Origin of the sequence: Sinorhizobium fredii USDA 257, assembly GCF_000265205.3 — a bacterium.
GTDB classification, from domain to species: Bacteria; Pseudomonadota; Alphaproteobacteria; order Rhizobiales; family Rhizobiaceae; genus Sinorhizobium; species Sinorhizobium fredii_B.
On sequence record NC_018000.1, the window covers coordinates 4,484,247 to 4,502,116 of the forward strand.

At 60.1% G+C, this 17,870-nt stretch carries 22 protein-coding genes and 1 pseudogene; 9 read left to right on the top strand and 14 right to left on the bottom strand.

Annotated elements, in window-relative coordinates; all coding sequences use genetic code 11:
• Positions 1-115: 115 nt before the first annotated feature.
• The 3 genes and pseudogenes from USDA257_RS20980 to USDA257_RS20990 all read right to left on the bottom strand — a co-directional run bounded on the left by USDA257_RS20980 (position 116) and on the right by USDA257_RS20990 (position 4,376).
• Entirely contained in the window at positions 116-352 is a 237-nt protein-coding gene (locus USDA257_RS20980; RefSeq protein WP_014764973.1) for a hypothetical protein, read from the bottom strand.
• 541 nt (positions 353-893) lie between these two features.
• Positions 894-2,946 (bottom strand): annotated as a pseudogene (locus tag USDA257_RS36795) (portal protein).
• A complete protein-coding gene (locus tag USDA257_RS20990) occupies positions 2,946-4,376 on the bottom strand; it encodes a terminase large subunit domain-containing protein (protein ID WP_014764976.1) in 1,431 nt (476 codons plus the stop codon). The pseudogene USDA257_RS36795 and the gene USDA257_RS20990 overlap by 1 nt, the downstream one beginning before the upstream one ends.
• Before the next feature lie 149 nt (positions 4,377-4,525).
• Between USDA257_RS20990 and USDA257_RS20995 the strand changes: the two genes are divergently transcribed.
• Positions 4,526-4,867 carry a GFA family protein gene (locus USDA257_RS20995; RefSeq protein WP_014764977.1) on the top strand — a complete coding sequence of 114 codons (342 nt, stop codon included), beginning with the start codon at positions 4,526-4,528 and terminating at the stop codon, positions 4,865-4,867.
• 35 nt (positions 4,868-4,902) lie between these two features.
• On the opposite strand, the gene USDA257_RS34420 is transcribed toward USDA257_RS20995, so the two are convergent.
• Positions 4,903-5,058, bottom strand: coding sequence for a DUF3309 family protein (locus USDA257_RS34420; protein ID WP_014764978.1), 156 nt, complete (start codon positions 5,056-5,058; stop codon positions 4,903-4,905).
• A 297-nt stretch (positions 5,059-5,355) separates the two neighbouring features.
• On the opposite strand from USDA257_RS34420, the gene USDA257_RS21005 reads away from it, so the two are divergent.
• On the top strand, positions 5,356-5,760 hold the full coding sequence (locus USDA257_RS21005; protein ID WP_041414483.1) for a hypothetical protein: 405 nt from the start codon (positions 5,356-5,358) through the stop codon (positions 5,758-5,760).
• A gap of 43 nt (positions 5,761-5,803) precedes the next feature.
• Here USDA257_RS21005 and USDA257_RS21010 read toward each other — a convergent pair whose 3' ends face one another.
• Complete coding sequence (locus tag USDA257_RS21010) at positions 5,804-6,241, bottom strand: hypothetical protein (RefSeq protein WP_332908277.1); 438 nt, start codon at positions 6,239-6,241, stop codon at positions 5,804-5,806.
• A 198-nt stretch (positions 6,242-6,439) separates the two neighbouring features.
• Here USDA257_RS21010 and USDA257_RS21015 point away from each other — a divergent pair, with 198 nt between their 5' ends.
• The 3 genes from USDA257_RS21015 (at position 6,440) to USDA257_RS21025 (ending at position 8,190) form a co-directional block, all read left to right on the top strand.
• Positions 6,440-6,697, top strand: coding sequence for a hypothetical protein (locus tag USDA257_RS21015; RefSeq protein WP_014764981.1), 258 nt, complete (start codon positions 6,440-6,442; stop codon positions 6,695-6,697).
• Between the two features lie 1,012 nt (positions 6,698-7,709).
• On the top strand, positions 7,710-7,904 hold the full coding sequence (locus USDA257_RS21020) for a hypothetical protein (RefSeq protein ID WP_014764983.1): 195 nt from the start codon (positions 7,710-7,712) through the stop codon (positions 7,902-7,904).
• A 106-nt stretch (positions 7,905-8,010) separates the two neighbouring features.
• Positions 8,011-8,190, top strand: coding sequence for a hypothetical protein (locus tag USDA257_RS21025; RefSeq protein WP_014764984.1), 180 nt, complete (start codon positions 8,011-8,013; stop codon positions 8,188-8,190).
• A 33-nt stretch (positions 8,191-8,223) separates the two neighbouring features.
• On the opposite strand, the gene USDA257_RS21030 is transcribed toward USDA257_RS21025, so the two are convergent.
• The 4 genes from USDA257_RS21030 to USDA257_RS21045 all read right to left on the bottom strand — a co-directional run bounded on the left by USDA257_RS21030 (position 8,224) and on the right by USDA257_RS21045 (position 10,767).
• Positions 8,224-8,628 (bottom strand): BA14K family protein, encoded by a 405-nt coding sequence (locus tag USDA257_RS21030; protein ID WP_041414484.1) that lies wholly within the window; start codon positions 8,626-8,628, stop codon positions 8,224-8,226.
• A 203-nt stretch (positions 8,629-8,831) separates the two neighbouring features.
• Positions 8,832-9,338: a BA14K family protein gene (locus USDA257_RS34425; protein ID WP_080605655.1), complete on the bottom strand. Its 507-nt coding sequence runs from the start codon at positions 9,336-9,338 to the stop codon at positions 8,832-8,834.
• A 172-nt stretch (positions 9,339-9,510) separates the two neighbouring features.
• Positions 9,511-10,131, bottom strand: coding sequence for a hypothetical protein (locus tag USDA257_RS21040; protein ID WP_014764988.1), 621 nt, complete (start codon positions 10,129-10,131; stop codon positions 9,511-9,513).
• A gap of 135 nt (positions 10,132-10,266) precedes the next feature.
• Positions 10,267-10,767, bottom strand: a complete 501-nt coding sequence (locus USDA257_RS21045; protein WP_014764989.1) for a helix-turn-helix domain-containing protein — start codon at positions 10,765-10,767, stop codon at positions 10,267-10,269.
• Between the two features lie 318 nt (positions 10,768-11,085).
• Between USDA257_RS21045 and USDA257_RS21050 the strand changes: the two genes are divergently transcribed.
• The 4 genes from USDA257_RS21050 (at position 11,086) to USDA257_RS21065 (ending at position 13,121) form a co-directional block, all read left to right on the top strand.
• A complete protein-coding gene (locus tag USDA257_RS21050; RefSeq protein ID WP_041415481.1) occupies positions 11,086-11,775 on the top strand; it encodes a LexA family transcriptional regulator in 690 nt (229 codons plus the stop codon).
• A 216-nt stretch (positions 11,776-11,991) separates the two neighbouring features.
• A complete protein-coding gene (locus tag USDA257_RS21055; protein WP_014764991.1) occupies positions 11,992-12,318 on the top strand; it encodes a hypothetical protein in 327 nt (108 codons plus the stop codon).
• Positions 12,315-12,581, top strand: coding sequence for a hypothetical protein (locus USDA257_RS21060; protein ID WP_041414486.1), 267 nt, complete (start codon positions 12,315-12,317; stop codon positions 12,579-12,581). Before USDA257_RS21055 ends, USDA257_RS21060 begins: the two co-directional genes overlap by 4 nt.
• A 102-nt stretch (positions 12,582-12,683) precedes the next feature.
• Positions 12,684-13,121, top strand: a complete 438-nt coding sequence (locus USDA257_RS21065) for a hypothetical protein (protein WP_223843352.1) — start codon at positions 12,684-12,686, stop codon at positions 13,119-13,121.
• A gap of 102 nt (positions 13,122-13,223) precedes the next feature.
• Here USDA257_RS21065 and USDA257_RS21070 read toward each other — a convergent pair whose 3' ends face one another.
• The 5 genes from USDA257_RS21070 to USDA257_RS21090 all read right to left on the bottom strand — a co-directional run bounded on the left by USDA257_RS21070 (position 13,224) and on the right by USDA257_RS21090 (position 17,701).
• Positions 13,224-13,904 carry a pentapeptide repeat-containing protein gene (locus USDA257_RS21070; RefSeq protein WP_041414488.1) on the bottom strand — a complete coding sequence of 227 codons (681 nt, stop codon included), beginning with the start codon at positions 13,902-13,904 and terminating at the stop codon, positions 13,224-13,226.
• Positions 13,905-14,142: 238 nt separating this feature from the next.
• On the bottom strand, positions 14,143-15,141 hold the full coding sequence (locus USDA257_RS21075) for a Tim44 domain-containing protein (protein WP_080605828.1): 999 nt from the start codon (positions 15,139-15,141) through the stop codon (positions 14,143-14,145).
• A gap of 210 nt (positions 15,142-15,351) precedes the next feature.
• A complete protein-coding gene (locus USDA257_RS21080; RefSeq protein WP_048657422.1) occupies positions 15,352-16,362 on the bottom strand; it encodes a glycosyltransferase family 2 protein in 1,011 nt (336 codons plus the stop codon).
• 185 nt (positions 16,363-16,547) lie between these two features.
• The gene (locus tag USDA257_RS21085; RefSeq protein WP_014764997.1) at positions 16,548-17,318 is read right to left on the bottom strand and encodes a Stf0 family sulfotransferase; all 771 of its coding nucleotides are present in this window, start codon (positions 17,316-17,318) and stop codon (positions 16,548-16,550) included.
• A 101-nt stretch (positions 17,319-17,419) separates the two neighbouring features.
• The gene (locus USDA257_RS21090) at positions 17,420-17,701 is read right to left on the bottom strand and encodes a hypothetical protein (RefSeq protein ID WP_041414491.1); all 282 of its coding nucleotides are present in this window, start codon (positions 17,699-17,701) and stop codon (positions 17,420-17,422) included.
• Between the last annotated feature and the right edge of the window lie 169 nt (positions 17,702-17,870).

Here is a 17,870-nt window from a genome sequence, read left to right on the forward strand (position 1 = left end):
GCGCTTTCCCACACCGTGAAATTCGCGAAGTTTCAGAATGCTGCACCGATTTCATGAATCAGTTTGGCAATAAGGCGCTTGAGGGCGGCCGGCCTGCCGCCCAATGTACCTCGCTTCACACCGGCGCGTTCGCGCCTTCGGCCTTGGCTTGCTCCGTCAGGAACTTCAGCTTTGCGCAGAAATTGCGGACCGCCCGCGCTTCGGCCGCGAAGGCGGCCCGCGCTTCGTGGTCCGTGAGTTTCGCGTTGATACAGCCGTTGATAGCCGCCGCCTCCAACTCCTGCATCAATCGCTCGAACAGCGGATTGTCGAGAAGCGCCCGCGCCGCCGCCTGTTTTTCCTCTGGCTTCATCTCAGTGCCCTTCTTGCGAGCCGACCGACCCACCGAGCAGCGCACACGACAGGATTGCTTTTTGTCTGGAGTTTTTACCGACTGCTCGGGAGGGGGTCGTGCAGGCACCCTCGGCTGCGCGGGATGCGAGCCGGATAGAAGCGGCATCGATTTGCCGAAGATGAGTGGGTATGCCCCGAAGACGACCAGCCGCCGCCGGGCAGCTTTTAGTCGCGCTCGGGAGAAAGCTGCGTTCCCATCGTCGTAACGCCTACATCCGGCGTGCCGTCGGTTGCCCAGCAGGAGCATGGCTCACCGGCGGGACCGGTGCCATAGGGGCAAACCTGAGCCGGCGTCGAGCATTGTCGGGGGCTTGGCTTGGCTGCCGTTTTGGTTGCCGCTTGGACCTTGCCCGACGCGCGTGCGGACACCGCTGGCGTAGCCGATTCGCTGCAAGACGAAAGGATGAGCGGAAGCGTGGCAAGGAACAAGCAGAGGTAGCGAACGTTTTTCATGCCATAGCCATATTCTGAGGCGCGGCAGGTTTCAACCCTCCAACTTCTCATCCCGATAGTCCTCCGATATCGACCGCCGTGACCGGCTCGCCGCTCACTGCCTCCGCCATATTCTGCTGTCGTTTCAGGTTCAGTTCGGCGTCGATCTGGTATCGCCTCAGCGCGCCTTTCTGCTGAAGCTCTGCAAGCTTCAGCTCGCGCTCGATTTCCAGCCTCCGCCGGTCGGTTTCGGCCGAAAGCCGCGCCTTCTCGGCCTCGACCTGAACCCGCATCTGCAATTTCTGCATCTCCGGGTTCGGCTGCTCGGCCCCGGCCTGCATCCGCCGCTGGATCTCCTCGGGCGTCGGCTTGGTGAAATAGAGATCGGGCGATTTCAGCCCCGCCGCCTCCACCGATTTGGCGATACCGTTGTAGAGGTTGTCCGGCGAGACATAGGGATTGTCCGGCCCGAGCGTCATCAAGAGCTTCTCCTGCAATTGCTGGATCATCTGAATCATCATCATGTCGCGCTCGCGCGTGCCGGCGCCGAGCCCGGTATTGACCGTCGCATCCATCTCGGCGTTCCAGTGGCGCGGGTCGAAGGTCACCCATTGGCCGCGCAGGCGAACCGCGCGCGGCCGGTCCTGGTGCTTGATGACGAGCCGTAACAATCCGCGAAAAACGCGCCTTAGCCCCTGTGCGAAGGTGCGCACCATCAGTTCCGTTTGGCCGATGCCCGCCTGTTCGATCAGTGCCGTCGCGCGCGCCGTCATGTTCTGAAGCGCGTCCGGCGCCAGCCCGCTCGACGCATCCGAAATCCCGGTGCGGTCGGTCGCCTCCTGGTCGAGATAGGAGAGCATAGCGAAGGATTCCTTGGCGACGAAGGGCACCATGGTGTAGCCGAGCACGGCACGCGCATCGATCCCTTGGCTGATGCGGATCGGTTGGCCGAACTTCGGGTTGAGCACCGCTTCAGGGTTGGCGATCGCCCCCTCCTGGACGATCGGCTGCTGGTTGTTCTGCCAGTAGAGATTGTCGAGCGTCTGGCGCATCAGCACGGTTTTCACCCGCTGGATCTCCGCCATGTCGTCGGTGACCGAGCCGCCCTCGCGCTGGTGCGGCCGCCGCTCGACGATCAGATCGGCGAAGGGCACCTCGTCCCATTCGTCGTTGGAGAGCAGGTGCTCCTCGCCTGTGCCGCCGGCAAAGACCAGCCGGCGCAGTTCCGCGATGCCGTCGTCGTCAGCGTCCACCTTCACGTAGAGCTCGTAGTAATCCACCTCCTCCAGCGCCTTCGGCACCGCATCACGCGCCTCGAAGGCACCGCGCCGGCGGGTGAACTCCTCGTCGTCGCGGCCGCTGTCGCTCGTCGAGGCGGGCAGTCCTTCAATCAGGTCGCGGTCGTAGCCCATCGCGATCAGGTCGGAGCGGCGCATGCGCGTGGCAATGCCGGTGATCGGGCTGTCCCCGATCGAGATCGCATCCGGATGGATCAGGAATTCCTCGAGCGGAACCGCCGCCAGCCGTGGCATCCCCCGCTCCGCGCGCCGTCTGATCTTGACACCATAGCTGGGCTGATCGATCACGCCCTGCGGCGTTTCCACCTTTTCGATCGTCCGCGATTGCTCCAGCACTTCGACTTCGTCGTCGCCGACGAGTTGAACGAGCGCCGCCTCGTCGAGACCGGTATGGGTCGAGACGGCCACCGACGTGTGCTTCTCATACCACCAGCGGATCACGCCATTCCGGAGCTTCAGCGCGTCATGTGCCGCGTCCTGCACGGCGTCGTAACCGTCGCTTTCGGGAAAGACGACATAGTTGATGTAGTCGGTCGCTTGGCTTGCCGCGGCCTCGTCGCCCTCGTTGACAGGCGCATATTCCACCACTTTGTCGTTGCCGAGAATCGTGCGGATCAGCGAAGGCAGCACCTTCTTGATCGCCGCGCACGTCGCGCGAGACCACCTTGGATCGGTTCGCATCCGTCGGCACGTCCTTCATCGTGCCGTCGTAGTATTCCATTGCCTTGATGCGCTCGATCGCGAGTTCGTCGCGATAGTTTTCGCAGTCCTTCACCAGCTCGGTGACAAGGGCGCACAGGCGTTCATCGGTCATTGCGGCCATCAGAGAACCTTTCGGGCGGTGAAATTCCAGTTGGTGTTGCCGTTGTTCGCTCTCGCGTATCGCTTCATCATCAGCGCGTAGCGCGAGGCGGAGATCAGGTCGTCGCGTTCCTTGACGATCCGGCCGTCCTTGCGGTGATAGAGGCGGAATTCCTCGAACCATTCCGTACAGATGGAAAACACCTTCCAGCGGCCGGTCTGCATCCGCTGCAGCATGTCGGAGAGCCCCGCCTCGACCCCATTGGTGCCGTCGTCGAAGGTCGCCCGCTCGCTAAGAAGCGCCAGTCCCTGCGCGCGATATTGCGCCGCAAGCTGCTCGCCGCTTCCCTTGTCGTGCTGCAGGCCGTCATGCGGCCAGGCGAAGGGAAGCCAGGCGCCCCAAGGTTTCAGCGCCGCGGCGTGGATGATCGGCGTCGCCTCCCGCTCCCGATAGATCCTGGTCACGTAGAAGACGTCGGCGTCGCGATCCCAGGCGCAGCCGGCAGAAGCGAAAGGGTGGTCCCAGCCGAAGTCGAGCCCGCCAATCTGCACCCAATGTTTCGGGACATCGAAAGGATCGACGCGAATGCTTTCTTCCGTCACCGGAAAGATCCGGCCCGAGCCGAGTGCCGGGACGCCCTTGGTGCGGGCCTCCCGCTCGTGTGCGGGATAGCTCGAGATGATCCGCTGCCGCTCCTCGGCCGTATAGTGTTCCGCATCCTCGATCGTCATGTTGATGACCTCGCGATCCGGCGACTTTTCCATCAGATATCGCGTCACAACGCTGCTCAGGCCCTTGAGCGGCGTGAAGGTCACGGCAATAGAGCCACGCGTTGCGTTGGTGCGGGTGATGCCCTCGAAATAGACATCCTCCGGCGGCTCTTCGTCGAACCAGACAAAATCGACCGTGTTCGCCTGCCATTTGCCGCGCCCCTGCTCATAGGCCTTGAAGAGCAGCGTCGAAACGCCGCCGGCGACATGCCGGACCGTCACGCTGTCGAGTGCCCCGGAGGCGCCGGAGCGCCGGCTGGTGGCATTGATCGCCGCCTTCGGAATGAAGCCTGTGCCCCAGTCCTCCTCGGTAAGCGGCGGCCCGACGAGTAGCCGCTGCACGCCGTCGCGCGTCAGTTCGTAGGACTCCGAACCGGCGAGCATGACAATCGGCTTGTCGAAGCGTCTTCCTTGCCACCAACCGGGATACCGCCCGGTCAGATGCATAGCTGCTTCTGCCGCTCCGGCCAGGGTCTTGCCGAGCTGATTGCCGGCCATGAACAGCCGCTCTCGATAGCTGGCACCCGCCGCATGAAATTCCCGTTGCTTTGCGTAGGGCCGATAACGCGCCAGAATGTCGGTCCGCCGACGCCGGTCGAGCTCCGCCATGAGCATGACCTGCTCTTTCAGCAACGCCGAGATCTCAAGCGTAGGCGCCCCGGATGTGCTCGGTGGTGTCATCCGCGGGGAGGTCCTGTTTTCTGGACAAGCGCGAGCAGCAGTAGAGGCCGGCCGATGATGTCGGCGCTGGACTGCGATGGAATAAGTTCAATAATGGGTCAGGCGATTATGCCCGTTGATTACTCGGGCGCCGACCAGGAGACGCAATCATGATCGAAGGCCATTGTCATTGCAGGTCGGTCCGCATCGTCGTACCGGTCCGCCCCGAGACGCTTGGGGACTGCAATTGTTCGCTCTGTAGTCGGCTCGGCGCGCTCTGGGGCTATTACACCCCGAGCGAGGTTACGGTAAGTGACGAGAACAAGCGCCTCGTCGGCTATGTCCAGGGTGACAAGTCGCTGACTGCATTCCATTGCAGCAACTGCGGCTGTACCACTCACTGGTCGCCGATTGGTCGCGGTTCGACAAAGATGGGCGTGAACTTGCGGATGTTCGACCGCGCTGTGTGGGAAGATATCCCGCACCGCCTGATCGATGGGGTGAGTTGGTGAAGCCGGCGGGTGCCTCCGGGGGCTCCCGCCGAGCGTCATATCCTGCCCATCAACAACAGAACCAACAGCACTACGACAAGCACTCCAAGGAGTCCGGAAGGGCCATAACCCCAGCTGGCCGAATAGGGCCAGGCCGGAACGGCGCCGATCAGGAGCAGGATCAGAATAATGAGAAGGACAGTTCCAAGCATATCGCGATCCTCCGCTGCACGACTCGCTGCTCTGGCAACTAAATCATGCAGCAATGTAAGTTACTGCAGCGTTTTTATCGCGTCTTAGAGAACGAGGGCGCTGCAAACTGCATTCACATCCTATCGAATGCCGAAAGGTCTCGGTTGGTTCCGTTTTCGATATCGGCCGGAACGTCCGGAGCGAATGACGGATGTGCCGAAGGGAACAGCATGCAAGCTGCAAAGGCGTTTTTATCAGCTCGTTCTCAGCAGTTGGAGAACATGCTAAAATTCCACCGGCAACAGGGGGGAAACCAAATGCCACGTATTGCAAATCTCTATTTCAAAACAGCCATTATCTTCTTGATCCTGGGCATTTCGATCGGCCTGCATATGTCCATCGCCGGGGACCACAGTGCCACCGGTGCGCATGCTCATGCCAACTTGCTGGGCTGGGTAACGATGGCGATCTTCGGCGGCTATCACGCACTCAATCCGCAAAAGGCGGCAAGACGCCTGGCGATGATCCAGTACGCCGTCTACACCTTCGGCGTGGCCGTCCTGATCCCGTCGCTCTACCTGATGCTCTCGGGCAATGCCGCAATGGAACCGGTTGTCGCCATTTCGTCGCTCATCGCCTTTGCAGGCGTTCTCCTGTTCGCCGTGATCATCTTCTCGAGCAGCGAACCGGCTGTGGCAACCGCACCTTCGCCGGCGCGCTGAGCCATTCTCTGGAAATGGGGAAGGCGGTCGGCTCTCGCCCCGGTCATACTGTGTCCTGAGCGCTCGCCACCTGCCCATCACCGTCGTCCTCGGGCTTGACCCGCGGACGCAAACTTAAGCCACCAGCGCGCGCCGGCCGTCCTGGCCGCCGCGAGCGGGTTTTCTTTGGTTCGAGCAACGGCCGGATGACCGCATCCAGCGCGCGGATCCGCTCGATCAGCTCCTCATCGGACAGGCCATCCATGCACCCGGGAGCGGTGTTCATAACCTTTGGCAGGATCGATGAGACGAGCTTCAGGTAGGCCTCCGGCTTCTCCTCGCGGATGCGCGCGACCACAGCGGCACCATGCGCCCCGAAATCCGCTTGCACCGCGTCCAGGAATGTGCCGCCCAAACGGCCGCGGCCGTCCCTCACCCGCAGTGCCGGAACCCCATCCTCGTTGATATCCTCGGCCTCGCGCACCGTGCTTTCATCGTCCAGCATTGATCGGTCCTTCTGTTCACGTATCAGGCGCTCGCAGGGTCATTGGGCGCGCGGCGTGTGTATAGCCGCAATCGCAATCCATGATTGCACCGGAATCGCGATTCAGATTGAATCCGAGACGCGACCGGCTGCGACCCCGCGGCCCGACATTGGTAGATCGAAACATGCGTTCTGTATTTCCGTCAGCTTTTCTCATTGCCGCTTCACTTTCGCCCGCGTTCGCGGCGGGCCAGAGCGGCGAACCGCGCTACCTTTTTAAGGCTTGGCAACAGCTATCGCCTCAGTGTCTACGCCGATCCGGACGATCCCGCCCCTTGGTGTGTCTTCGCCGACAAGGTGGAAACAGCCTTCATTAATGGCGGAAATCCGCACGCCGAGCTTCTCTACTATCGACTACCCACCGGCCGCGTCGAATTCGGCACCATTTACATCGCGTTGGAAGATCTGCGGTAAACGCCGTCGCTCAACCCAACACCGGCTCCACGCCTGTAAGCACAACCCAACACGAATGATAGCAGCCGTGCGTCTGCTGCCGTCGTGCTCTCTTTTGTCGGATCTGAACAGCGCACCTCTAAGCTTTCCATATAGGCTCTTGCTTCCGCCGGACTCATGCATCCAGGCCTCGGGGCAAGCAGGGTATGTCTCTCGGCTTTGCCCGCGACCTCACTCCGACAATCCGGAGCGGCCGGCGATGCCGTCACGCTCGCATGCCATGCCGTTGTCGGCGTTGCATCGTGCGAGCATGGGGTCGACGCGTCGTGCCTCCGAGCCCCTTGCGGGTTCAGATCGACGCGAAGGCGCATCGCCGGCCGCATACAGCGCCGCGGCGTCGTGAGACGCGCAGGCCGCCGTAAGCCATGAAAGGAGAAACTGCAAAAGCCGCCGGTGATCATCGGGGCCTCGCTTAATCAGAGCTGTCTGTGCGGAAACCGGAGCAGCCGACTTGAGGACAAAATTCCTATCGTTGGTTTATGGAATACTCCACCTGCCCTCATCACGCAAGCGCCGCGCATAGACTGGAAGGTCAAATTCCCGTTTAGCCACAGATTTGTGCGAGCGGTCTGCACGGCGGAACCCATCACGTCTGTGGAAACTGTTATACAAACGTATATTATAAACTTCTTGCATAATACATTAGGCTCTGTTTCAATCCTCAAAGGGTTGATGCAGAAGGGCTGGGCCTAGATCTTTTGAAGGATGCTTTAAACCGGATAATACCACCCGATAGCCCGGCATTGCACAATTTGCGGATGCTGGGCTCATGCTCGCGCCGGGCGCGCCGTATTATGATCTGAGTGCCGGCAGTCAGCACCATTTAAGCTGACGGCCTTATTTAAACAGACTGCCAAAAACGCGGTGCGAACCGCATCTATTTTAGAACCTAAACATATTACCCGCGTCCCGGCCGCGCCGGGAACCAGAAAGGCCCCCACGCATTGCCTTCGCGGGAGAAGGAGTTGATCACATGCGCAATCATTGGATCTATGTCGCCATCGGATTTGTCGCCGGCGCTGCATTGTTTCTCTCCACCGCCTGGCAGCGCACGCCGCCGGTCCAGGAAGTCACCCTCAAGCTCGAAAAAACCAGCCGCCTGCAAGCCCCCTCCATCCAGACCTCGTTCGTAATGGAGCGCTTCGGCCCTGCCAAGGCGATAGAATAGCAACTCGACAGCTCCCTCGACCTCTCACCCCTTGCCTTTCGTCAGCGGATGAGCAAGGTACTCGCGCCGAGCCATTCGGCCGACACGAGAAGCGAGGGAGTCTGCCTTGAATTCTGACAAGAAGGCCGCTGCGACGATAACGGTCGAAAAGCGGATGAATGGCCGCTGGGCCTTCGTGCTCACCTATCGCGGCGTGACCTACCCTGCCCAAGGCCAATTTGGCAGCCAGCTTCAGGCGCAAGCCGCGGCCCAGGCCGCGATGAAGCTGCTTGAGAAGCGGGGCTGAAACGATCCGGACCCGCCGGTTTGCCTTCCGTGGTCAGTCGTAGGGCGAGTTGCACTGACGGCGGCGGCCGTTGAACGGCTGATAGCTATTGTCGTCCAGGCGATACGAGGCATAGCGCTCGAGACACCAGCGCAGATGGGCATTCAAGTCGAGGCGAATCTCGCGGCGCGGCTCCAGCACGCGCGACCCGGGTCTCCCCGGCAGAGGCCCGCCAACCGTCGCCCCTGGGCCTACTCCGATGTCCGGCCTTCGTCCCTGGTAGCGCGAGCCATAACTCGGATACCGTGGCAGGATAAATTCCCGGTATTGTCGTTCGTTAAAAAGCTCATGCTTGGTCATGCCCCCGCAGGCGCCCCCGATGCATGTCTGTGCCTCCGTCGGCACAGCACTCACCAGCGTGCTCGCAAGCGACAAAGCGATGATCGATGGTGTTTTCACTGGCTCGCTATCTTCTCGCGCAACAGTGCTGCGCGTGTGTCTTTAAGAGATCGCGCGAAGCGCGTCGTCACTCATCTTAGCAGGGTATCAACCGCACTGCGCTTCAATTTCTCGCGCCAGTAGCACCGAAAACGGCAGATCGCCTGCCCGCCTCTTTCCCGAGGCGGGCAACGACAATGGCGGGGACTTCGGCTACAGCTTGCTCACAGATAAGGTGAAACGCAGAGTCGACGCGGGCCGTAGTAGGGCTGATACGTGTTGTCGTATGCCCTATACGATCGATAGCGCGAATAGCACCACCGCGTATGGGCACTGCCCCCGGCATAGTACGCCGGTGGAGCATAGTATGGCCGGGGTGCGTAGTATCGGGGCTGTGCTAGCAGCCCGCCGATGATTGCGCCTGCCGCAAAACCGCCGAGGGCTGCACCGAAATCGTCATCGCGATCGCGGTAGCGACGATGGCGGTAATACCCACCTCGGTTCCGATACGAGCCGTACCTCGGCCAGCGGTCGCGGTCCCGCCCGCGAAAACAGGGATATCGGCATCCGCGCCCTTTGAATTGTTCACCCCGTTCGTAGGAAAACTGCACCCGCTGAACATCGGCGGTCTCCGCCCTTATCGTGGGCATTGTGGGAAACGCCTCTGCGGGCGGCGGAACGCTGCTCATCGCCGTCGCCAGCGACAGGGCAATGATTGCTAGCCTTTTCATTGCCTACACCTTTCGTAGGATATTAATCCCTTCAAAAGAGAGAATGGCCGAATTCTGTTTTTGTGCCAGCACTTAGAGACTGATCACGAAGTATTGATCGCGTTAGGCCAAGCGCTTGGCCGGCTGGTTGCAGCTCACCCTCTGCCAGCCAAACTGTTATAGGATATTTTTCCTACCGGTGATTAAATGAATACTCTCTCTCACCGTAGTCGCGCAAGCCCTTATCGAAGACAAGAGCGTTCAAGCCACGCTTCAGCCACAGCAATTGTGCCTCGGGCATCATCCGCAAGCCCTCATAGTCCATGACGCAGACATTGAAGACCGTGGTCTTGACCTGCCGCCCCTCGTCGCATCCGAGCAACAGGCCTTCGAGCCGCATCATTCTTTCCGTCGCTCGGTTGATTTGATGGTGCCGTTCCCCGTTCGTCTCGGGGGGATGCCCGTGCACCCGATCGATCGCCTGGGCGCGTACGCTCGGAAAAGGAATGCCAGTAAGGTGATAGTATCGCGCCATCACGGCCGCGTAGTCGTCGCCCGCCTCCCGCTGCGCTTCCGTGATCCGCCCATCCAGGAACAGGCGCCCAAGCGTATAGCCGGCAAAGTTGCTGCTCGTTGCTAGCCCGTGCATGCGCTTCCGCGCCGCGAGCGCCACGGCCATGACCTCCTTCTCGCTCTCGCGCTTCGACCAGTCCGGCTTGATCTTGCCGCAGGCGAAGCGCTCGGCATTCATTTTGCGCGGACGTCCGAGTTGGGCTTTGCGCTTTGCGCGGAGCTTCTGGGCTTTGCTCATCATGTTTATCCTTTCGACAATGGAGGGAGAAAAATGGCAGCGGTTTTCCGCCTCTGCCGGCTCGCGCCGTCGCGCGGCCGGCGAGGCATCAGCTTGCGCCGTGGTTGGCAGAACGAAACTGTCCTGAGCGGACGCGCGTTAAGGCACCCGGCCTTTCACCGCGGCAAGTACGGTCGTGTGATCGCGGTGGAAAATGCGACCGATCCGAGGCAGCGATAGATCCCTTCGTTTCTCGTAGACCGCGCGCATACAAGCGTGCCGGGGCTCGACCAGCCGACGATCGCGCCGGACGCTGATGACGTCCGCCCAGGTCACCCCCGGAAAGTCCACAAGCACGGCGGCCACGATCTCCTCGATCGTGGCTCGGTCGTCCTCCGGCTCCTCGTCGCCTCCCTCCGCTCGCCGACCGGAAAGCAGCGTTTGCGCCTGCGCGAGCAACCGCGCCTCCGCATCGGCCAGGTCGTCCTCAAGTGCAACGATCCGGCGTGTTTTTGCGACATTCTCCGCGGCGAGTTCAGCTACTTGCGCCTCGAGTTCGGCAATTGCCGCCGATCGGCCTGCCTCTCTCATCGCGCCGACCAGCCGCTCGCGAACGTCACGATAGTGCCGATGTTGCCTTGCGAGTTGCGAATTCGTCATACATCCCTCCCCGCTGCAGTCCCGAGCGCCGCTTGACGTTCCTCCCCGCTCCGATCCCCGGCCTCCGCAGAAACACGCGGCCACTTCAAGAGCATACGTAGGAACCAAGTCCCGCAGGGCCAGACTCGGTCGCTCCTTCTACGCTCCCATTCAGCCCGTTGCTCGATCGCACGTTGGGCGATTGCGTCCTTTCCTTCGGAGATCGGATATGGATGGTTCATAGGCGCTCGTCTCCCTTGCTGACTCACCCATAAATGCCATCATGCATGTTGCAATGTCAACATGATTGATGTTATGCGTGTTGCTATGTTCCATGTTATGAATGAAAAAGCTGAACGACTGCGGCGGGCGCGCATCAAGGCGGGATACCGCTTTGCCTCCGATGCGGCGAACGCCCTTGGCATCGTCGCCTCGACCTATCGCGCCCACGAGAATGGCCAGAACGAATTTGAGTTTGCCGAGGCCAAGATCTACGCGCGCAAGTTTAATGTCGATCCTGTTTGGCTCATGGGTGACGCAGCGGGCGCAGAGATCAGCGCTCCGATCCCAGTCCCCGAGCCGGGAGTGGTCGACCCACCGAACGCTGGCCCTCCCACCAAGGTGGTCGGACGGGGGAAGAAAATCCCTGTCTTCGGCCAAGCCGTCGGCGGTGTAGATGGTGAGTTTCTGATGAATGGTACTGTGTTGTATGAAGTCCTGGCGCCGCCCATTCTCTCGGAAATTACTGGCGCTTACGCGGTGTCAATATCTGGGGATTCCATGTATCCGCGATACGAGGACGGCGAAGTTTGCTTCGTCGACCCCGAACGCCGCGTGAGGAAGGGCGACTATGTGATCGCGCAGATCCGCTTGGAAGAGGGCGGCGCCCTGCTCGCCTACGTGAAGAAATTCGTCCGGCACAACAGTTCCGAACTGGTGCTTGAGCAGTTCAATCCCCAGAAAGAATTGCGCTTCGAGGCGCACACAGTACACTCCGTCCACTACATCGCTCTAGCCGGCAACGCCTGAAGACCTCGTCAGGAGGTACCACATCCCAAAGAACATCTTGGGCATGCCCTGCCATTGCCTGCCGTTTCGAAACCGGAGCACACGACTCCTTCCGTGATACACGCATCAACACGATTCGTGTTGACACTAAACATGTTGAGTGTCATGTTGTAGGGGCGACACACACCGCAGCCGCGGCGGGGACGCTGCCGGCTTGAGAAAACGAGGGACCCACGGATGTCCATACCAGTCATAAAATCCAATCTACACGGTCACGTGGAAGAACTCTTCTCGGCCGATCTCCTGTTATCGAGCGACGCTGAAAACCAGACGGCGCTGAAGACATTTCTCTCCTCCACCTACTCCAGTCTCGCCTCGCTGGCTTGGCATCTCGGCGCCGACGGTGACGTTTTTCAGCGCGAAGCCGTACCCGCGTCCGAAATCACCGACGATGCCTACTTCGAAAGAAATCTCGAGCACGAGTTTGCTGGCGCGCGAGACGATCAATCGCAGAATTCCCACGGAACACACAACCATCGCCAGCAGTTCGGGGGATCCTTGTGATGCGCGCCGAGACCTATGCCGTCGTCAATCTCGCTGCCTTGAACCTCATCGAGGCGGTAAGCGCCGCCTATTATGTCACGGAGGAGGAAGTTGCGGCCCGCCACGAGTTCCGTGCTCACGAGATGCTGAAGAAAATCGCGGCATCATTGGGTTACCAAGTGGCCACGGTTGTCTCCAGCGGGAAACCCGGAGAAGATCCGGATGGCAGCCCTCCCTCTACCCATCGTGGCTTGAGGCTCGTGTCCAACGCATGCGTCGAATGACTGGTATACAGTTATCCGACCTCCAAATTCGCGGCTGGAGCAAATATGACCGGCGCAGTCTCGGAAAGATCTTACGAACCTCTGGGCCCGGGGGACCTTCGAATGATCGCCTCTGTCGCTATGCGCAGCCTTCGCGCTGTTTTTGATCGCGCACCAGTGGCCGGCCTTTATCGCAAGCGTCTGCTCCTGCTGGCCCTCGCCCAAGGGAGCGCGCTCCACTATCTCAATGGAAAAAACGGCATAAAGGACGTCGACGTTTGGGCGTTCTTCGAGGCCGGTCCTGCAAAGCCGTTTCCGCATCGGAAACGATGGTGCACCGACCTCGGTCCGTCACGTTTCGGCAAGCATCCCGACGATGCCGGTTATTCCGGCCGCCGCCTCGATCTCATGGGGCGATCGATCGATGTGGTCAGCGGCGAAAACCCCGAGGACGCTGTGCGGCGATGGTTGGCTTCCGATGCGAAATCGGCCGTCGCTCTACGGCAGAAGCCGGTATTCTGCCTGTTTCCAGAGTGTTCCTTCGGCAAACGGATCAACTGATCCCTACAAGGAATTGCGGTTGTCGTCGAATTGATTCGATTTCAAGAAACATGCGTCGGTGTAACACCTGTACCCGCACTCTTTCGCGGGAGCCTGTGCCACTCAGTCGTCATCGGGAGGGCACGGCCATTTGGACGGCGCCGTAAGGCCAGCGGGAAGTTTCGTTGCAGCATCGCCGCAAGCGAGATCGACTTGGTCCTGAGTAAGACCCTTCGCAGCCGAAAGGTCCAGCCCCTCGATCCTCGTCAGGAACAGGAAGGCCCGGTCGAAGTCGAGTGGCCCTTCGAAAAGGGCGCCGCTCAAGTTGGCGCGCGAGAGATTGGCCACGGAAAAACGCGTTCCAGTCAAAACGGCCTTGCCGAAATTGGCGCGGCCGAGTTCGGCCTTTTCGAAGTCGGCCCCCGTCAGCCGCGCGCCGGTGAAATCGGCGCGCTGCAGCTCGGAACTGACGAATAACGCACCCTCGGCGGAAATACCGGAGAAGTCGCCACGATAGGCCTCGACCCTGGAGAAGTTCGCTTTGTCAGCCTTGGCGCCGGCGAGCGAGGCGCGCACCAACGTGGCCTTCTCCAGATTTGCCGCAGTAAGCTCGGCACCACTCAGGTCCGTGGAGGCAAAATCCGTATCGACCAGATGGCTGCCTTTCAGATCGCTCCCACCGAGCATCAATTGCCTCTTGTTGCACTCCCGCCAGTCCGCCCCCGGTCCCGGCAAGCTCTTGCAATCCGCCGCTGCCGCGCTGCAGGCAAAGCTCGAGGCGATAGCGACAAGACATACAGCCATGGCGCGCCGTTTAAAGCCCTTGCTTAAAGCCGCTCCGTGCTCGGCCAATGTTGGTGCCCACAAGGCCATGTCAGTCCGCCCCCGAGAGGAATGTCCATTTTATTATCCAACGCGCCGGGACGAAAGCCGGCGGTCGCTTCGAATATCTTCTCCGCCGAGCGCTGTCTTCCTACGAAGGAAAATATGACAAGCCAGCGTCTCGACGGGTTGGCAGCACCGTCCGGCCTTTGCCGCTTCCCTATTCCTCAACCGCCTGTATCGCGGAGACCTGCCAGTCGCCGCCTGCCTTGCGCACAAAGGTCCACAATTCCACGGCTTCGGTCGGACGTTCGGCATCGCCACTGACCACTCGGCCGGTCGCGCGGTCGAGCATCACGTCGATGCTTTCGTAGCGCATTGCGACCGTTGCGTAATCGGTGCCGCTCTCGTTCCAGGCCTCGGCGACATCGCCTTGGACAAGGTGAACGTCGCGGACTTCGTTCCTGATGCCCTTCGTCGCGTTCTCGCCGAGCTCTTCGGCGAGATAGGACATGGCCTCCGGCGTCGTCAGCCGCCGCAAGGCCGCGTAATCTTCGGCCGCATAGGCTCCCTGCAACTCCTTCAACATCGCTTCAAACCGGTCGCGGTCGCGTTGCTCGATTCCGATCTCGTCCGTCCGTCCACCCCCGGCGGCCGCAGACGCTGTTGCTGAGGCAGCGGCGGCGCTCGCGCCGAGCCCCTCACCGATCCGCGGCATGCGGAAGGATGCAGGCGCGGTTGCGGATGCGGAAGACTGCGCCGACGGAGATGGCGTCGAATAGGCAGGGCGTTGGCCGCGGCCAAAGAACCGCATCGCCAAGGAAACGACCAGGAAGATCAGGCCAAGCTGCAGCAGCAAACCAAGGAAACCGATGCCACCTCCAAAACCGTGGCCGAGCAGCATGCCGAACAGTCCGCCCATGAGCAGGCCGCCCAGCATCGACCCGCCGAAACTGTTGAAGAAGCCGGGACGGTTTGCCGTCCGGTTCTGCGTCGTCGGGTTGGTCGCGTTCGGTGCATTCTGCCGTGGCGTCATGGTCCGCTCGATCGGCGCGGCCGGGGTCGGCGCGGTGCGCGTTACAGGCGCCGTAGAAAAGGTCCGGCTGCCACGCGAGCCGAAGCCGCCGCCCGCCCGCCGTGCCTCGGCAGCATCAACCACCGTTAACATGACAACAAGGCCAACCGCCATTACCGACAGAACCCGTCCAAAACCGTGCATTTCCATCTCTTCTCTTTTTTACTTCCCGCCGCCCGCGCGCGGCCACGCAAGGCGCATATAGAGTTTATGTCGCGGGAGTTTAAGGGTTTGGGCCGAATTATAAGGAGCCCCAGCGTGCAATGCTGAAGCACTCCCCGGATGTCGCTCGAATTCCCTGAAGTCCTACTGCATGTTTCCTTAAATCGTAGCCGATTCCTGCCAATCGCTGCGTCATCTCTGCTTCGTTGCTTCCCGCGCCCCGTTTTGCTCAAGTGCGAAGGGGATGGGCGCGATGAAACCGAGGTCAAGCAATTGCCTTGATCCGCAAAACCGCACGGAATGCTCGTACGCAAAATCGAATTCGCCGGTTTTCTCCAGGTCGATCAACATCTTGCGGTAGATGGCAGCCCCGTCGAAATACTGCCCGTCGCTTACCGCCTGCTCGATCTTCTCACGGTAGTCTGAAAAGAATTTGAAGTGCAGGAGCACCCCGGAAATCTCCAGGAAGTTTCTCTCGCACGGCAGCGGCTGGTGAATGCTGACGCTGAGACTACAATTCCTGTCCCAGAAGATCAGCGGATATTTGATAAGTTCCAGCACATGCGCAAACTTGCGCTTTCGCGGCCCGCCCGTGATACTTATCGCCCGCTTCGTGTAGGTAAGTTCATAGCCACTGCCGTCAAAATGGTCGGCAATTTCCCAAGGCATGCGATGATCATCGGGGCCGAGGGCGGCTGAGCCGAGCGGCGCGATCGGGTACATGTCGATCATGGGAGCGGCGAGACGCTTTTCGCCCCGCCGTTCGAGTACCCGGATGAGCTTGTCGAGGCGCTGATGCTCAGAATCCTGATAGACCAGAAATTCGTCCGAATCGACATTGAGATACCATCTATCTCCCCCGTAACGATCGAACAAAGCTTCGCGCCACTCGCGACCACGGCGCGCATCGCGGTAACGCAGGGGTGATCTCCACACATCGACGTCCGCTTGCGAGAGCAGGTATTCGCGCGTCCCGTCGGATGAAACGTCATCGACGCAGATGAAACGCGACACGCCAAGCTTCCTGTAATGCGCCAGGAAGGACGGCATCAACTTCAGGTCGTTATGCGTATTGAAAACGAGCGGAATATCAGCCTTGGTGAGAGGTCGATATCCATCTTCGCGGAGGCAAACGATCTCGATCGCGCGTTTCCTTTTGCGCACCCGAGCCGTGAGCTTGTAGGTCTCATAGCGGGTCAGCAACCGGTCCAGAAGACTCCTTTGGTTCCGCTCGGTCCCAGAATGACGAAAAGGATAATCAAGATCGCCCAAAATCCGCTCCAGTCGGCCGCCACGGTACGAGCGTTTATCCATATCGCCCCGACAATTCAACTACACAGGGGGTAGGAGCGTAAGTGGCGCGCTGCCCGCGATCTCAACCTGTCCCATCAAAACGCGAAGGGGTATCGCGCCTCAAGCCTCCGGGTCGCCAGCTTGAAGAAGTTCCTGATCTTTCCGGGTATGTGTTCGCGGCGATCATATGCGTCCAACAAGTGTGCGGATCTGCAATCCTCGTGAAAACGGGCCACCCATTCGTCTGTCAAGTCGTCGCGCTGAACCGCCATCGAGGTCTGGATATTGCCCGGCAGAGGCACCCTCAGGTGTTCGGCAATGCAAGCGATAAACGGAGAAGGGTTCGGCACCAAGTCCTCGTAGACGAACTCTGCGGACTTCGCACCCGTGAGTTCCAGATAGCTCCGCCAGAAACTATAGCTGTCGCGAATATAGAAAAAGCATCTCGCAATCTCTTCAAAATCGTATCGTGGCTCAGTCCGATTTTCGATGTGAGCAGCGAAACTGCGCGTTTGTCTTGCCCTGGCGAAGGAAATTGCTTGGCGCAGCGTGTCTTCACGACGCAGGAAGACGAGCGCCACATCATGAACGGAAAGACAATATTGAATGAAGTCCATTCCGTAGGTTTCGCGCGTGATGAAAAGATGGTTGGGGAATATTTTCAGCCCAAAATTTCCATTATCGGTAGAACTCTTTCTGATGATTTCCTCGAAAAATTCCTCCCACGACAACGAGCTGGTGTCGAGGCGATGGATTTTCGGCGACAGCCATTCGCTTGACCGCCCCATATCTCCCGAATTGTTGATAAGCGAGCCAAGCCAATTCGAGCCGCTTCTCGCCTCGGTCAAAAGTAAATAACCGCGCATAGTTCTCCGTCAGATTCGTCCTGCAACTTCCCAGCCATTGGGTGAGCTAGGGAGAAATATCGGCTTTTTTAGAGCGCCGCTTTGGCGCCCCTGCTACCGGTCTAAACCTCCTCGCCGAGGCTCTTCCAGACGATCCCGGCAATTGCTGCACCGAATAGCGGTGCAATCCAGAACAGCCAAAGTTGGGCAAGCTGCTGTGCCTCTGTTGCGATCGAGGCGAAGCGATCGGTCCAGTCGTAGCCGCCGCGTGAGTATCCACACCCGGCCAGGCTCGATGTGCACGGCGAGCCGATACCTATCCCATTTAACTCGAAGGCCCATCCCGGCCCCTTCGGCGGCAGGTCGACGAGCATTGCGATGCAAGGATCGACGCGCACCGGCATGGGGTCGGGCGGAGGTGCATCAGGTGATTTTTTCGAGGGTGACTTGGCCATGCGCCATTAACACATGAAAAGCGCACCTGTTACCGACTGCCTAATGTGAGCATCTCCCGCAGGGCATCCTCTCGTCTCACGCCTGACTGGAACAGATCAATCAGCCTTTGCGCGAGAA

Excerpts from the sequence above, each read along its gene's own strand:
- USDA257_RS21055 (WP_014764991.1), top strand. The coding sequence starts at position 11,992 with ATGTCCATACCAGTCATAAAATCCAATCTACACGGTCACGTGGAAGAA.
- USDA257_RS21005 (WP_041414483.1), top strand. The coding sequence starts at position 5,356 with ATGCCACGTATTGCAAATCTCTATTTCAAAACAGCCATTATCTTCTTG.
- USDA257_RS20995 (WP_014764977.1), top strand. The coding sequence starts at position 4,526 with ATGATCGAAGGCCATTGTCATTGCAGGTCGGTCCGCATCGTCGTACCG.
- USDA257_RS21050 (WP_041415481.1), top strand. The coding sequence starts at position 11,086 with ATGAATGAAAAAGCTGAACGACTGCGGCGGGCGCGCATCAAGGCGGGA.
- USDA257_RS21075 (WP_080605828.1), bottom strand. The coding sequence starts at position 15,141 with ATGCACGGTTTTGGACGGGTTCTGTCGGTAATGGCGGTTGGCCTTGTT.
- USDA257_RS34420 (WP_014764978.1), bottom strand. The coding sequence starts at position 5,058 with ATGCTTGGAACTGTCCTTCTCATTATTCTGATCCTGCTCCTGATCGGC.
- USDA257_RS20980 (WP_014764973.1), bottom strand. The coding sequence starts at position 352 with ATGAAGCCAGAGGAAAAACAGGCGGCGGCGCGGGCGCTTCTCGACAAT.
- USDA257_RS21065 (WP_223843352.1), top strand. The coding sequence starts at position 12,684 with ATGATCGCCTCTGTCGCTATGCGCAGCCTTCGCGCTGTTTTTGATCGC.
- USDA257_RS21085 (WP_014764997.1), bottom strand. The coding sequence starts at position 17,318 with ATGCGCGGTTATTTACTTTTGACCGAGGCGAGAAGCGGCTCGAATTGG.
- USDA257_RS21040 (WP_014764988.1), bottom strand. The coding sequence starts at position 10,131 with ATGATGAGCAAAGCCCAGAAGCTCCGCGCAAAGCGCAAAGCCCAACTC.
- USDA257_RS21090 (WP_041414491.1), bottom strand. The coding sequence starts at position 17,701 with ATGCCGGTGCGCGTCGATCCTTGCATCGCAATGCTCGTCGACCTGCCG.
- USDA257_RS20990 (WP_014764976.1), bottom strand. The coding sequence starts at position 4,376 with ATGACACCACCGAGCACATCCGGGGCGCCTACGCTTGAGATCTCGGCG.
- USDA257_RS21020 (WP_014764983.1), top strand. The coding sequence starts at position 7,710 with ATGCGCAATCATTGGATCTATGTCGCCATCGGATTTGTCGCCGGCGCT.
- USDA257_RS34425 (WP_080605655.1), bottom strand. The coding sequence starts at position 9,338 with ATGAAAAGGCTAGCAATCATTGCCCTGTCGCTGGCGACGGCGATGAGC.
- USDA257_RS21045 (WP_014764989.1), bottom strand. The coding sequence starts at position 10,767 with ATGACGAATTCGCAACTCGCAAGGCAACATCGGCACTATCGTGACGTT.
- USDA257_RS21070 (WP_041414488.1), bottom strand. The coding sequence starts at position 13,904 with ATGGCTGTATGTCTTGTCGCTATCGCCTCGAGCTTTGCCTGCAGCGCG.